The sequence below is a fragment of the Hymenobacter plasmatis genome (assembly GCF_020711255.1).
Taxonomy (GTDB): domain Bacteria; phylum Bacteroidota; class Bacteroidia; order Cytophagales; family Hymenobacteraceae; genus Hymenobacter.
Window position 1 is genome coordinate 99,983 of sequence record NZ_JAJFAW010000009.1, and the last position, 14,952, is coordinate 114,934.

9 protein-coding genes are annotated in these 14,952 nt (G+C 62.0%); 7 read left to right on the plus strand and 2 right to left on the minus strand.

Annotation, left to right across the window (positions count from 1 at the left end; genetic code table 11):
- The first annotated feature begins 167 nt into the window (after nucleotides 1-167).
- Nucleotides 168-950, plus strand: coding sequence for an ABC transporter permease (locus tag LJ738_RS08650; protein WP_227785934.1), 783 nt, complete (start codon nucleotides 168-170; stop codon nucleotides 948-950).
- Nucleotides 951-1,018: 68 nt separating this feature from the next.
- On the opposite strand, the gene LJ738_RS08655 is transcribed toward LJ738_RS08650, so the two are convergent.
- On the minus strand, nucleotides 1,019-1,618 hold the full coding sequence (locus LJ738_RS08655; protein WP_227785935.1) for a transposase: 600 nt from the start codon (nucleotides 1,616-1,618) through the stop codon (nucleotides 1,019-1,021).
- 101 nt (nucleotides 1,619-1,719) lie between these two features.
- On the opposite strand from LJ738_RS08655, the gene LJ738_RS08660 reads away from it, so the two are divergent.
- Nucleotides 1,720-2,553 (plus strand): ATP-binding cassette domain-containing protein, encoded by an 834-nt coding sequence (locus tag LJ738_RS08660; RefSeq protein ID WP_227785936.1) that lies wholly within the window; start codon nucleotides 1,720-1,722, stop codon nucleotides 2,551-2,553.
- A 5-nt stretch (nucleotides 2,554-2,558) separates the two neighbouring features.
- On the opposite strand, the gene LJ738_RS08665 is transcribed toward LJ738_RS08660, so the two are convergent.
- The gene (locus LJ738_RS08665) at nucleotides 2,559-3,299 is read right to left on the minus strand and encodes a hypothetical protein (protein WP_227785937.1); all 741 of its coding nucleotides are present in this window, start codon (nucleotides 3,297-3,299) and stop codon (nucleotides 2,559-2,561) included.
- A 117-nt stretch (nucleotides 3,300-3,416) separates the two neighbouring features.
- On the opposite strand from LJ738_RS08665, the gene LJ738_RS08670 reads away from it, so the two are divergent.
- From LJ738_RS08670 to LJ738_RS08690, 5 genes are all read left to right on the plus strand, one after another.
- Nucleotides 3,417-4,781 carry a sigma-54-dependent transcriptional regulator gene (locus LJ738_RS08670; RefSeq protein WP_227785938.1) on the plus strand — a complete coding sequence of 455 codons (1,365 nt, stop codon included), beginning with the start codon at nucleotides 3,417-3,419 and terminating at the stop codon, nucleotides 4,779-4,781.
- A 177-nt stretch (nucleotides 4,782-4,958) separates the two neighbouring features.
- Nucleotides 4,959-6,410 (plus strand): ATP-binding protein, encoded by a 1,452-nt coding sequence (locus tag LJ738_RS08675; RefSeq protein ID WP_227785939.1) that lies wholly within the window; start codon nucleotides 4,959-4,961, stop codon nucleotides 6,408-6,410.
- Between the two features lie 345 nt (nucleotides 6,411-6,755).
- Nucleotides 6,756-7,454: a hypothetical protein gene (locus LJ738_RS08680; RefSeq protein ID WP_227785940.1), complete on the plus strand. Its 699-nt coding sequence runs from the start codon at nucleotides 6,756-6,758 to the stop codon at nucleotides 7,452-7,454.
- A 268-nt stretch (nucleotides 7,455-7,722) separates the two neighbouring features.
- Nucleotides 7,723-11,133 (plus strand): S41 family peptidase, encoded by a 3,411-nt coding sequence (locus LJ738_RS08685; RefSeq protein ID WP_227785941.1) that lies wholly within the window; start codon nucleotides 7,723-7,725, stop codon nucleotides 11,131-11,133.
- A gap of 270 nt (nucleotides 11,134-11,403) precedes the next feature.
- Nucleotides 11,404-14,682: an AsmA-like C-terminal region-containing protein gene (locus LJ738_RS08690; RefSeq protein WP_227785942.1), complete on the plus strand. Its 3,279-nt coding sequence runs from the start codon at nucleotides 11,404-11,406 to the stop codon at nucleotides 14,680-14,682.
- Nucleotides 14,683-14,952 lie beyond the last annotated feature (270 nt).

Sequence of the window (14,952 nt, forward strand, 5' to 3'; positions counted from 1 at the left end):
GGATGTTTCCGCGAAGCGGAAACGGGGGTGGTTGTGGGCGTTGAACGAAGCGGAAGCTCACCTCCATCCACTACCTACTCATACGCCACAACCACCCCAGTTGAGCCTGTGGCTCAACGTCCCCTCCTTGGTAAGGAGGGGAGCTTAACCACGATTCTACTACTGCCATGAAAACCCTATTTGCCCCCAACGCCCAGCCACGCCGCCTTGTGTTTACCAGTATGGTGGTAGCTCAAGTAGCGCTGCTGCTGCTGCTGTGGCTGTTCTACCCCATGCAGCTGTTCCCCAGCCTGGGCGAAGTGGTCCACTCGCTGGGCGACCTCATCACCACGCAGGGCCTTATTCAGGAGCTGTGGGCTAGCATGACCACGGCCCTGCAAGCCCTGGCCGTGGCCACGGTGCTGGCGCTGGGCATCTCCTACCTCACGGCACTGCCCTTCTTCCGGCCCATTGCCTACGCGGCCTCCAAGATGCGCTACCTCACCCTCACCGGCCTCACCTTCTTCATGGCCCTGATGGTGAGTTCCGGCCACCAAGTGAAGCTCTCGGTGCTCATTTTCGGCGCCACAGTGTACCTGGTCACGGGCATGACGAGCGTGATTCTGACCACCACGCAGGAGGAAATGGACCACGCCCGCACCCTGGGAATGGGCGAGTGGCGCAGCTTCTGGGAAGTGGTGGTGCTGGGCAAGCTCGATGAGATGCTGGAAGTGGTGCGCCAGAACTTCGCCATCATCTGGACCATGATTACGCTGGTCGAGACGCTCTACCAGAGCGAGGGCGGCATCGGGCTGCTGCTGTACAAGCAAAACCGCTACCTGCACCTGGATGGCGTGCTGGCCATTCAGCTGGTGATTCTGGCTACGGGCGCGGCCCAGGACTATGTGTTTGTGCTGCTGAGAAGGGTGTTTTTCCCTTACTCGAGGCTGGGAAGTAGCGCGGACTTTTAGTCCGCGAGTGCGCAACGCTCCCGCCTCAATTAACCCAACTAAACTTACTCGCGGACTAAAAGTCCACGCTACTGTTTCGCAATGAAAGTGTATGGCCACTTTTCCCAATCATCCACTAGGCCAGCTTTAACCGGGTTCTCCACCACATAGTTAATAATCCGCTCCAGCTCACCTGGCCGCACCACATGGTCGTAGCTCTCGGCCTGCCAAAAAGTGCCACTCAATCCCAATAATCGATTGGCCTGCCGGCTGGAATAGCCTTTCAGCAATTGCAGCGTTTTCGCCAGCGGTGGCGCTTCCACCGGCAGCTCCACTACCAGATGGACATGGTTGGGCATGATGCAATAGCACCGCAGGTTATATCCTTTCCCATCCGGGTAATGCAATGATTGGGCTACGATGGCGGCAACTTCTGGCTGCCGCAGCCAAGTGGGGCCATGGTCAGTACCATCCAGCAACGCATCAAAGCGCCCGAAATACTTTTTCTGCTCGGCATACTGCGCGGCCGGGTCGAGGCCACAGCCTTGCTGCAGTAACCTGGCTTCGTCTTGCAAGCGCTCCAACACTTCCTGCGGCAAACTACCCGATAGCCGGAAAGTAATGAAAATGAGTTCGCCCGGCGGCAGCCAGTGCGGCAGGTTACGCTCATAATAAATCAGGTCAGACACCACGCAATGTAGCGCGGACTTTTAGTCCGCGACCCATCACAACCACGGGACTTTATTCTTCAAACCTTTTCACTCGCGGACTAAAAGTCCGCGCTACACCCATGACTGCGCACACCTACTCCTACAAAGACCCCATCCTCACCCTGAATGGCGTCTCCATCTCCTTCAACGGAGAAAAAGTCCTGCGCGACATCAACGCCCAGGTCCTCGACGTGACGCGCCCCGGCATGAACCAGGGCCAGGTGGTGGGCTTCTACGGCCGCTCGGGCATCGGCAAGTCGGTGCTGTGCCGCATCATGGCCGGCCTGATAGCGCCCACCGCCGGCACTGTGGAAGTGGGCCAGGCCCAACAGCCCGTGACGCCCGGCATGGTAGGCTTCGTGCAGCAGCGCTACCCGCTGTTCGACCACCGCACGCTGTTCGACAACCTGCTGGTGGCCGCCGAGCGCAAGCACGCCCCTGCCGAAGCCCGCCAGCACGTCGAAACCTACCTGGAGCGGTTCTGCCTCGCGCCACACCGCAAAAAGTACCCAGCCCACCTCTCCGGCGGGCAGCGCCAGCGGGCGGCCATCGCCCAGCAGCTGCTCTGCTCCGACCACCTCATCCTGCTCGATGAGCCCTTCTCCGGCCTCGACGTGGCCATGATTGACGAGGTAAAACGCATCATCGTCGAAGTGACAACCATGGACGAGCTGAACACCGTCATCATCGTTTCGCACGACATCGTGACCACCACCGCCCTGGCCGACCGCCTCTGGCTCCTCGGCTACGAGCACGACGCGGCCGGGACTCTCGTGCCGGGCGCCACCATCAGCCCCGAGCACCAATACAACCTAGCCGAAATGGGTCTCGCCTGGCATGAAAACGTGGAAGCCGAACCCGAATTCGCCCAGTTCGTGGAGCACATCAAGAATGAGATTCGAGTTAGTGCTTGATGATTTTATAGAACACGTTTTGTTTGTAAAGTCACCAATTCTCCTTTTGAAATCCTGCCAATTAACGTGCGTGAAAAATCACTCTCAAAGGTGGCTTCTTGCAGCTTTTCATAATGGTCAAAGTATGATGATGGGCTACCAGTTTCCAGAAGTAAAAGCCACACTTCATCACAGCCACTCAAGTAACCGCTAACGTTTTTGTTTTTGCGGTTTATGATTTCCTGAATCTTCTCAACTGGGGCTTCAGGCACCCAAAAAGTTGTAATTGGCGACCAGCAGGGTTGAGTTAAAGTATCAAGGTAGAATACACTGATGTGCTGAATGTGGGAGTGGATGAAAGTGTCTATCCGAACGTCAAATTGAGCTAGGTATTGAGGCATTTCTTTCACTTCCAATACGCAAGTTCCAACAGCGTCGGCAACAAGTGCCGCAACCGACTTTCGGTCTATATTTCTCCAGTTGACTGCTTCGACAAAATCTACTGTGACTTGAAGTGGCAACCGGAATTGTTCCTCAAAAAGTCTTTGTGCTTCAGTCAGAATTGCATCTTGATTTGCTTCTCTTTCTCTAGCCTGTTCATTCAAAATGAGCGCCGTCATTTCAATTCCAATTTTTCTTCCATTTACCTGAATTAACGCATCGGGTAATGGTGGTGCAGGCTGCGACAAGGAGTAAGAGTTTCCCTCAAATAGCTGAGGGAGGAATCTTTCCAACAGATACAATTCACGGCTCTCTTTGGTGGACATAGCAGAAAGGTAAATGGGACATCGCAATGCTACTTCTTATCCAAGCCGATACTTTTGATGCTGCAGGGCCGAGCGCTCTAATTACACATTAAGAATTCAGCCTTTTCACGTTCTACCATGCCCACCGGTACTCTGCTCATCATCGACGACGAAGCGCGCTTGCGCCAGCTGCTGGCCCAGGTACTGGAGCTGGAAGGCTACACCGTGCTGCAAGCGCCCGACGCCCACCGCGGCCTGGAGCTGCTGCAGCAACACGCCGACGACGTGCTCCTGGTGATATCCGACGTGAAGCTGCCCGACGGCCACGGCGTGGACCTGCTGCCCCGCTACAAAGCCGCCGCCCCCGATGCCGAAGTGGTGCTGCTCACCGCCTTCGGTACCATCCCCGATGGTGTTAAGGCCATGAAGCTCGGCGCATTCGACTACCTCACCAAGGGCGATTTTGAGCAGCAGCTGGTGGTGGTGGTGGACCGCGCCGCCGAAAAAGCTCGCCTCCGCAAGCGCGTGGCCGAGCTGGAGCGCCGCGTAGGCGAGCAGTACCGCTTCGAGTCCATGATAGGCGACTCCGTGGAGCTGAAGCGGGTGCAGAAACTGGCCCAACAAGTAGCGCCCACCGACAGCACCGTGCTGCTGGAAGGCCCCACCGGCAGCGGCAAGGAGCTTTTTGCCCAGGCCATCCACCAGGCCAGCGGGCGCAAGGGCAAGGCCTTCGTGGCCGTCAACTGCAGCGCCTTCCCCAAGGATTTGCTCGAATCGGAGCTGTTTGGCTACAAGAAAGGCGCCTTCACCGGCGCCCTCACCGACAAGAAAGGCCTGCTGGAGGAAGCCAATGGCGGCACCTTGTTCCTGGACGAAATCGGCGAGCTAGAGCTGAATGTGCAGGCCAAGTTCCTGCGGGTGCTCGAGATGCAGCAGTTCACCAAGCTCGGCGACACAAAGCCCACCAAGGTGAACGTGCGCCTGGTGGCCGCTACCAACCGCAACCTCAAGCAGGAAGCTGACGAAGGCCGGTTTCGCCCCGATTTGTACTACCGCCTCTCGGTGTTCATCATCCACGTGCCGCCCCTCAAAGACCGGCCCGCCGATGTGCCGCCCCTGGCCCACCACTTCCTGCAGTACTTCGCAGCCAAGCTCAGCAAGCGCCTCCCCGGCCTCGAGCCCGAGTGCTTGGCCCTGCTGCAACGCTACCCCTGGCCCGGCAATGTGCGCGAGCTCAAGAACGTGCTCGAGCGCGCCGCCATCCTGGCCCCCGCCGGCGAGCCCCTAGCCGCCGACTTCCTGCCCGATGAATTTCACGCCCAGGGCCGCCCACCCCGCCCCGGCGCCGATGCCACCGACGAAAGCCTCCGCGCGATGGAAGCCCGCCACATCGGCAAGCTCATGACCGAGCTGGAAGGCAACAAGCCCGACGTAGCCAAGCGCCTGGGAATTGGGCTAACCACGCTCTACCGCAAGCTGCAGGAGTACGGCCTGGAGGCGTAGTCAACTTCCCTGAACGTCATGCTGAGCGCAGCCGAAGCATCTCGCGTGCTGTCACTAAATCAATCGTTAGCTGCGCTGACCTTCAGTTCAACGATGCGAGCGAGATGCTTCGGCTGCGCTCAGCATGACGGCCTTTTTAAGCCCTGACAACGGACAACCAGCAACTGCCAACTCAACATGTCCCTCAAACTTAAAATCCGCCTCAGCATCTTCCTGCTGCTGCTGTTGCTGCTGGGGCTGGGCGGGTACGCCTTCTTCACCATCAGCTACCTGGAGCACGGCGCCCACGGCATCGAGCAGGCCGATTTCAACGCGGCGCGGCTGGCGGTGCTGGCCTTTCTGGCGGCCGGCACGGTGGTGGGCATCACCATGATGGTGCGCCTGCCGCGCATGGTGGTGCGCCCCCTGCACCGCCTCGCCGTGGACATGGAGCGGGTGGCCGGCCCCGGTCCCGCCACCCGCGTGGCCGTGGGCCGGCACGACGAAGTAGGCAGCGTGGCCGCCGCCGTCAACCGCGTGTTGAGCCAGGCCCAGGACCAGCGCCGCGCCACCCTGGCCGAGCTCTTCACCGAGCGCAACCGCATGGACAGCCTGGTACGCAGCCTGGACGAAGGCCTGCTTCTGCTCGACGAGCAAAACACCATTGTGCTGGCCAACCCCGTAGCCTGCGACCTACTGGGCCTCGCCCCCACCGACCTGCTCGGAAAATCGGCCGACGCCGTGGCGGCCAGAAATGGCTTGCTGCGCGAGATGCTGGTGCCCCTGGCCGAAGCCAACCTGGCCGGCGACGCCGTGCCCGACCCCGTGTTCACCTTCCCGCACAAAGGCGAGGCGCCGCACTACCAGCTCAGCATCAGCCCAATTTCGGCCTTCGACCGTACCAATGCCAAGACTGGCGGGCACATCTTCTGCCTGCGCAACGTGTCCGATTTCAAGAAGCTCGATGAAGTAAAGTCGGGCTTCCTGGCCACCATTTCGCACGAGCTCAAAACGCCCCTGGCCAGCATCAAGCTGAGTCTCATGCTGCTGCAGCACGAGCGCACCGACGCTGCCGAGCGCCAGCGCTTGGCCACCGGTATCGGCGAAGAAACCCAGCGCCTGCTCAACATGGTGGGCCAGCTCATCGACGTGGCCCGCCTCGACGCCGGCGCCGGCATCAAGCTCAACGCCCAGCCCATGAAGCTGGCCGAGGTCATCTGCTTCGCCACCCAAACCGTGCGCCCGCAGCTCAACGACAAGCAGCTGCAGCTCGAAGTGCACATATCCGACACCCTGCCCGACGTGCACGGCGACGTGGAAAAAACCACCTGGGTGCTCATCAACCTGCTTTCCAACGCCATCCGCTACTCGCCGGTGGCCGCCCCGCTCACCATCCTGGTAGTGCAGTGGGGCGAAATGGTGCGCGTGAGCGTGGAAGACCACGGTCCGGGCATCCCCGCCGCCTACCACAAGCGCATCTTCGAACGGTTTGCGGGCGTGCCGGGCCAAACCGCCCAGAAGGCCGGCAGCTCGGGCCTGGGACTCAGCATCTCGCGGGAGTTTATCGGTGCGCAGGGCGGCCAGCTTTGGGTAGAAAGCCAGCCGGAAATGGGCAGCCGCTTTCTGTTCACACTGCCCATAGCGGGGTAGGAAAGCAGTTTTGAAACAACCCGTCCGCGCCGCTTGTCATGCTGACGAACGAAGCATCTCTACCTCGGGACTAAACCAATCGACTGTCATGTCGCCTGTCATCCAGAGCGCAGCGAAGCATCTTATCAGGTTAGCTCAAGTCGTTCCGCGGTGATAAGATGCTTCGCTGCGCTCTGCTTGACAAGAGGCGTGGGTAGGTTACTGCGCTCCCCATAACAGGCTGTTTAATTTCAGAAAGCCATACTTTCCGGTTGTTTACAAGCTTTGCGCGTAAACACGACTACCGCCGATGCTTTCACCCAGCAAATCAGCGCATTCCCCTAGATATTTCCATTACTCAATACCATGTCGAAATTCACCGTTGAGCGTTTATCCTTTACCTCCCTTACCGAGCTGCCCAACTCCTGGCAGAACGCGGATTACAAAGAGCTTCTGAAGAAGATGAACTATGATAATCCAGATGAAATAAAGGAAGCCGAATTAAAAGACATGTGCCTCATGTCCTTCACCGATATGGAGCCGCGCGAAGCCGCCGAAATCGTGTTGGGCTATTTATTCCCTGAGGAATTAAACGCCGGCCAAATTGAGAACCTGGGCCACCAGATGCTCACCGAAAAACTCTGGGAAGAGAACCCCGAGCTGCCGCTGCACAAAGGCTTCTATAAAGCCACCGAATTGCTGCATACGGCTTACAACGGCACTTTTCCGCGCGCCCAGGCCGTGCAGTTTCAAGTAAAATGCACCGCTGAAAACCCCGAAGACCTTGCCATTCTCACCGATTCGCCGGCGGCCCCGCTCATGCGACTCCTGGCACCGGGGCTGTCCGATAAAGCCTTAATTAATCGACTGTTCTCAACGCAATTGGAAGGGCCGAAATTTGAAGAAGCCGAGTCCATGCTCTGGGAATTAAAGACGGTAAAGACCGAAGCTAATTCGGTGACATTTGACGTGGTGAGCTCCGCCTACTGGCTCGACGATTTCAAATACGCCGATACCTACGAAGCCACCACGCACGCCGATGCCGTGAGTGAAGTAGAGGAATAAAGACTTGCTGGTATTGGGGGCGCAAGCCTTCCTAAAACAAAACGGCCCCGTGGTGTTTAGCACCGCGGGGCCGTTCTGTTTGCGCTCAACTTCCAAGGAACTGCAAACCAAATTCCTATAAAATGTTAGATATGTTCATTACGCTCATACCTTAGCCCAAGAATGGCAAATGCCCTACTATTTGAAATAACCCTTACCTAACCGCTTCTTGCTGATGCTTGCTTACGCGTTTTCCGCTCCTACTCGGAGGGGATGGTTAACACCTGTTTTGGCAGGTGGGCTGCTGGCCACCATTGGGCTGCCGGCTGCGGCCCTGGCGGCCCCGGTGCCCGTGCCCTACTTCTCGGAACCAGCCATCTCGCCCAACCGCACCGAGCTGGCCTTTGTGTCGGGCGGCGACATCTGGACCAGTCCCGTGGCCGGCGGCGAGGCCCGCTTGCTGGTGGCCCACCCCGCCACCGAAAGCCGCCCGCTGTACTCCCCCGATGGCCGCTCCCTGGCCTTCGTCTCGACCCGCACCGGCAACGGCGACGTGTACGTGCTGGCCCTGGAAACCGGCGAGCTGCGCCGCATCACCTTCGACGATGCCTTGGACCAGCTCGACAGCTGGTCGGCCGATGGGAAATGGCTGTACTTCTCGTCTACCAGCCGCGACATCGCGGGCATGAACGACATCTACCGGGTGCCGGCCACCGGGGGCACGCCCACCGCCGTCAGCGCCGACCGCTACGCCAACGAATTCTTTGCCGCGCCCAGCCCCGACGGCAAAACCCTGGCCTTTAGCGCCCGGGGCATTGCCAACAACCAGTGGTGGCGCCACGGCCACAGCCACCTCGACGAATCGGAAATCACCCTGCGCCGAGTGGGGGCCAACGGCGTGCCTACTTACACGGCCCTCACAGCCGGGGGCAGCAAGGCCCTGTGGCCCATGTGGGGGCAGGGCGGCCAGCGCCTATTCTACGTGTCGGACCAAAATGGCCAGGAAAACATCTGGGTGCTGGGGGTAAACGGGGATAAATCGGCACCCAAGGCCGTGACCTCCTTCACGGACGGGCGCGTGCTCTGGCCCAGCATTTCCTACGACGGCAAGCTGATTGCCTTCGAGCGCAACTTCAAGCTCTGGACCCTGGACACCGACAACGGGCAGGTGCGCGAAATAGCGGTGCAGCGGCGCGGCGCCCCCGCCGGCCCGGCCATGGAGCGGCTGCGCTTCACCGACCGCCTGCAGGAACTGGCGCTGTCGCCCGATGGCACCAAAATGGCCTTTGTGGTGCACGGCGAAGTGTTCGCGGCATCGGCGGCCGATGGCGGCGAGGCCACCCGCATTTCGCAAACGCCCACGGCCGAGTCCGACATTGCGTGGTCGCCGGACAGCCGCCGCCTGGTGTACGTTTCGGAACGCGACGGGCCTTCACACGTCTACAGCTACGCCTTTGCCACCGGCCAGGAAACCCGCCTAACCAACAGCCCGCTCAACGACGCCGCCCCTACGTTTTCGCCTGATGGCAAACAGCTGGCCTTTGAACGCGATGCCGCCGAGCTGCGCGTGCTGGACGTAGCCCAACAGCAGGAAAAAGTACTGGCCAAGGGCGTTTTTGGCCGGGCGCCCATCCGGGCGCGGCGCAGCTTCGTGTGGTCGCCCGATGGGCGCTGGGTGGCCTTCACGCCCCGCGGCGCCCGCGGCTTCACCAACGTGAACGTGGTGCCCGCAGCCAGTGGGCCAGCGCGGGCGGTGAGCTTCGTGGCCAACACCACCACCAATTCCGTTTCGTGGAGTCCCGATGGTAAGTTTCTGCTTTTTGATACCGGCCAGCGCACCGAAGACGCCCAATTGGCCCGCATCGACCTGCTGCCCCGCACGCCGCGCTTCCGCGAAGACCAGTTCCGCGACTTGTTTAAGGAGCAGCCGGCGCCCAGCCCCACCACGCTGGATAAGAATACGGCCCCGCCTGTGAAGCCCGCCACCACGGCCCGACCCGCGGTGCTGCCCGGCGGCCCCACCGATTCGCTGGGCACCCGGGCAGCGCAAAACGGCAAATCTGCCCCGGCCGGCACCGCACCTGCTAAAGCCGGCAAGCCGCCCGTCAATATCGTGTTTGAAGACATTCGCCGCCGCCTGAGTTTGCTGCCGGTGGGTGTGAACGTGGGTCCGCACAGCATCAGCCCCGATGGGAAATGGCTACTGCTGACTGCCTATTCAGCCAACCAATCGAACCTGTACGTGTACCCGCTCGACGAATTGAGCAAGGAGCCGGCCGTGGTGCGGCAGCTCACGTCTACCGTGGGCGCCAAGCGCGACGCGCAGTTCTCGCGCGACAGCAAGGAAATCTACTACCTCGACCAGGGCGTCATTAAGGTGGTGCCGGTGGAAGCGGGCAAGGGTGCGGCGCGTAGCGTGGCCGTATCGGCTGAGATGGACGTAGATTTTGAGAAAGAAAAGGTGGCCGTGTTTGAGCAGTCGTGGAGCCTGCTGCGCGACTTTTTCAACGACCCCACTTATAATGGCGTGAACTGGGCGGCCCAGCACGATATCTACGCCCCGCTTATTGCCGGCGCCCGCACCGTGGACGAAGCCCGCCGCCTCATCAACCTGATGATTGGCGAGCTCAACGCCTCGCACTCCGGCCTGAACCCGGCCCTGGCCGCCGGTACGGTGGTGCCCGCGGCCACCGGCCGCCTGGGCCTGCGCTTCGACGCCCCCGAATACGAGCAAAACGGGCGCCTGCGCGTGAGCACCGTGCTGCCGCTGAGCGCTGCCGCCCTGGCCGGCATTCGCCCCGGCGATGTAATCCGGGCAGTGGACGGCCAGGCTCTTACCCCGGCCACCAACCTCGACGAGCTGCTGCAATACAAGGTGGGCCGCCGCGTGACGCTGCGCATTGCCAGCGCGGTCCCGGCCAGCCCAACGGCAACGGCCGCGACCGGCAAACGGAAATCCAAAACCAAACCGGTGGCCTCTGCTCCCGCTGTAGCTGAGCGCGACGTGGTGGTGCGCCCCCTGAGCCGCGACACCGAGAAAGGCCTCGATTACCAGCAGTGGGTGGAAGAACGGCGGGCTTACGTGGCCAAAGCCAGCGGCGGCCGCTTGGGCTACGTGCACATGTTCGACATGTCGGCCGGGGCACTGTCCCAACTGCACCTCGACCTCGACGCCGAAAACATGGGCCGCGAAGGCGTGGTGGTGGACGTGCGCAACAACAACGGCGGTTTCGTGAACGTGTACGCCATTGATGTGCTGGCCCGCCGCAGCTACCTCACCTTTGCCAACCGCAGCCAGCCCACTTTCCAGCCCATCCGCTCCTACCTGGGCCAGCGCTCCCTGGAGCTGCCCACAGTACTCGTGACCAACCAGCACTCCCTTTCCGATGCTGAGGATTTCAGCGAGGGCTACCGGGCCGAAAAGCTGGGCAAAATAGTGGGCGAGCCCACCGGGGGTTGGATAATCTTCACCGCCAACGTCTCGCTCCTCGATGGCTCGAGCCTGCGCCTGCCGTTCGTCACCATTCGGTCGGCCCGCGATGGCAAGGTAATGGAAATGAATCCCCGCCCGGTAGACGTAGCCGTGACCCGGCCCATCGGCGAGAGCTATACTGGCCGCGACGTGCAGCTGGATACCGCCGTGCAGGAGCTCCTCGGCCAACTCAAGACCCAAACCACTGGCGCTAGCGGTGGGAAGTAGCCCGACTGGCTCCGGCAGTATGCACCAAGGCCAAGCGGCTTCGGCCGGCTCATGCTAGCAGGTACCGCAACTGTAGTTGGAGCCCCCGTCAGTTCGCCGACTCTAAATTGCCCATTTCCAAAGCCCTGAGTAGCCCAACTCAGGGCTTTTGCGTAGGGGAACTTCGCCAACGGCTGAGATTATTGTAGGGGCGTTGGCGTTAGTACGGCTACCTTCATTTGTTTTGGTGTTGCTGGTGCGTACTGGTATCTTGCCCTGCAACTTCTTTCTATGAAATCATTCCCCGTCCGTCGGCTCCTGGCTTCGCTGCTGCTGCTTGGCGTGCTGGGGACGGGGGTAGCAGTTTGGCTGCTGGGTAGCGAGTACGGGCGCAAGCGCATAGCCCAGGCCGTGCGGCGCGGGCTCACGCACAATTCGGAGCTATTGCTGGCCCCTTTCGAAGTGGAGCTGTCGCCGTGGCGCGACTTCCCGCACCTGACGGCGTCCATCCACCACATCGCCCTGATTGACACCTCTTTTAATCAGCGGGTGCCGGTGCTGCGCATCGCGCGGGCCGACCTGCGCCTGGAGCTGGCCAGCCTGCTGCGCGGCCGAACCCGAGTAACGCGGCTGGTGGTTACCGACGTGGACTTTCGGGAGCGAGTCGATTCATTGGGCCGGTCGTGGGGCCTGCGCGGCAAGCGCCGCAAAGGCACCGGCGCCCCGCCCACCCTCAACCTACAGCTGGACGAGCTGCTCGTCAACAACTTCCGCTTTAGCTCGCATAATGGGTATTCGCGCAGTGCGTTTGGGGCCCGGGTGCAGCAGGCGCGGCTCACGGCGCGGCTGCAGCGCGGGGTGCTGCGCGTGGCCGGTACCCTGGATGGGCAGTTGAGCTACCTACGCACCCGCGCCGGCACCCTCTTCGAGCGGGAGCCGGTGCACGCCCGGGTACACTACAAGTACACGTTTCAAAACCGCCAGGGCCTGCTCTGGAACACCCGCGCCACCCTTCACGGCGACACCATCCGCGTGAGCGGCACCCACACCGTGGACCCGCGGCAGCCGGTGGGCACCATGCTCAAGCTGCATTTTGTGGGCAACCAACCCCTCACCGAAACGCTGCGCGCCGCCCTGCCCCCGCGCCTGGAGCCCTACCTGGCCGGTGCCACTAGCCCCAGCAAAGCCCACATTCACTACAGCATCAGGGGCCTGAGCGGGCCCACCGTGAGCCCGCGCAACATACTGACGTTTAGCCTGCGCGGGGCCAGCCTGCAGTGGCCCGAGGCCAACCGCCACATCAGCCGCTGGGACCTGCAGGGCACCTACGACAACGGCCCGGCGCACAGCATCAAATCGACCCGGCTCACGCTGCGGCGCTGCCACATCTACTCCGCCGCCGGCCGGCTCGACGTGGCCCTGACCCTGAATGATTTCAGCCGTCCCTACCTGAATGCCAACCTGCGGGGCAGTACCCAACTGCCCGAGCTGGCTGAGCTGGTAGCCCCCGGGCGGTGGCGCGCCCGCCAGGGCATTGCCGACCTCGACGTGCAGGTGCGTGGCCTGTTGCACTCCCCCGGCGGCTCCGCCCGCCCCAAAGAGCTGCCCAAAGGCCTCTCGCTGCGGGGCACCATGGCGCTGCGCAATGCCACCCTGGGCCTGCCGGGGCGCGAGGCCGACATATCGAAACTCAACGTGCTGGTGGGCTTGCAAGACAGCCTCTGGCGCCTCTCCAATGCCACGGGGGTGCTGAATGGCATGCGGTTTCAGGCCACGGCCCGCACCATCTACCTATACGACTACCTCATTGGCGAGCACGCCACCGCAAGCATCAGCGGCAATTTTGCGGTGGATGAGCTGCGCATCGACCGGCTGCGGGCCCTGATGCGGCCCGTGCCCCGCACCGCCGAGGCGGCGCCGGCGCCCGGCCGCCGGCACCGGCAGCGCCGGACACCCCGCGACAAGGCCCAGCTCGCCGCCACGCTGGGCAGCGAGCTGATTCCGCCGGGCCTGCTGCTGGATGTGGGCCTGCGCTGCCAGCGCCTACTGCTGGCCAGCGACACCCTCAACGACCTGGCCGTGACCGTGCGGCACGACGGCCAGCGGGTGCAGCTGCGCAACCTGGCAGGCCAGGTGTGGGGCGGCGCTGTGCGCGGCAACGTGGAATGGCCCACCGACCCCCAAAACGAGGTGGCACCCGTGCAGTACCAGCTGGGCGTGCGTTTTGGCACCATAAACTACCGCCAGTTTATGGCCCACCTCACCCGCCCCCTACCCGATACGCCCAGGCCTGCCAAGGGCAAAGGCGCCGCCATGCCGGCCCTGCGCGACTTGCTGCTGACCGCCAATGGCCGGCTGAACGTCGACATCGACCACGTGCAGCTGCCCGCCGGCGAAATCCTAAGCCAGGTTCAGTTGCGCCTGCAGAAAACCGGCCCCCTCCTCCAGGTGCCCTTCCTGCGCTTCACGACGCCAGCGGGCGGCCAAGGCGAAGCCACCGGCACCGCTCAGGTAGCGAACATGCGCCTGCAGGCGGCCGATGCCGAAATAAAGCTGCGCTACGCCACTCTCGACGTGCAGCGCCTACTGGCCTGGATTGCCAGCATGACCACGCCGGCCGACACCGTGCCCACGGCCCGCAGCATTGCCCGCGCCACGCGCCGGGCCCTGCGGCTGCAGTCGCCCAATAACCACTCCATGGTATCGAGCGGCGTGCTGAGCGCGGTCTTGCGCGTGGAAGCCGATGAGGTGCGCTACGCCGCCATCACGGGCACCCGTTTCCGGCTGGTGTCGCACTTGCTGGAGGGCGAGGCCCGCCTCGACGATTGTTCGCTCGACGCGCTGCAGGGCCACATCAGCCTGCGCGGCCTCATGCTGAGCACCGGTGACCGCGAGCACCACCCCGCCCAGGCGCAGCTGCGGCTGGAAGACGTGCAGCTGCCCGCCCTGTTCAGCACCGCTACGGCCATGGGCCTCAACGTGCTGGGCGGCGACAACATCCGCGGGAGCCTGCGCGGCCTGGTAGACCTGCGCACCGACCTTGGCAGCACCTTCCTGCCCAGTCTGCCCCAAACGGTGGGCTACCTGAAAGCCGATTTCCGGGACCTGGAGCTGCTGAATGTGGAAGCTCTGATGGAGGCGCTCAAGTTCATGAAGGCCGAGCGCACCAGCCACCTGTATTTTGAGCCGGTGAGCAGCGAGTTTATCCTGGCCAATGGGCAGCTGCTCATCCCCAGCCTGCGCCTGAACAGCAACCTGAGCAGCCTGCAGGTAAGCGGCCGCTACGGTCTCGACGGCCGCAGCAACCTCTTCATTGGCCTCAAGCCCTTGCAGGCCCTGTTTGGCAACAACGACAAGCGCATCGAGCGCATCCAGGAAGGCGAGCCCAAGCGCAACGCCGACCGCAAGCTCACCTACATCAACCTGCGGCGCACCGAACCCAAGGAGAAGTACAAGGTGCGCCTGTTTCAGAAGGAAGAGCAGCGCCGCGAGGAAGCCAACCTCCGCCAGCAGTACCGCGACTTCCTGCTCACCCAGCGCCTGGACACCACCGTGCGCCTGCTGCGCTGATTTCGGAATGTGAAGTTTAGTGGCCGACCGTCATGGTTGACTGTCATGGTCGACCGTCATGCAGGGCGTTGCAAATCGTCTGTCATGCAGAGCGCAGCGAAGCATCTTATCACGTTCGAACGAGTCGTCCAGACGTGATAAGATGCTTCCTTCGTCAGCATGACAGACGATTAAAGACGGGCGATTGGGATTACTCTCGTAGTAGAGATGCTTCGCTGCGCTCTGCAGGACCAGCTATCAGCATTGCATTGCTCCTAAAAATTCTGCCAT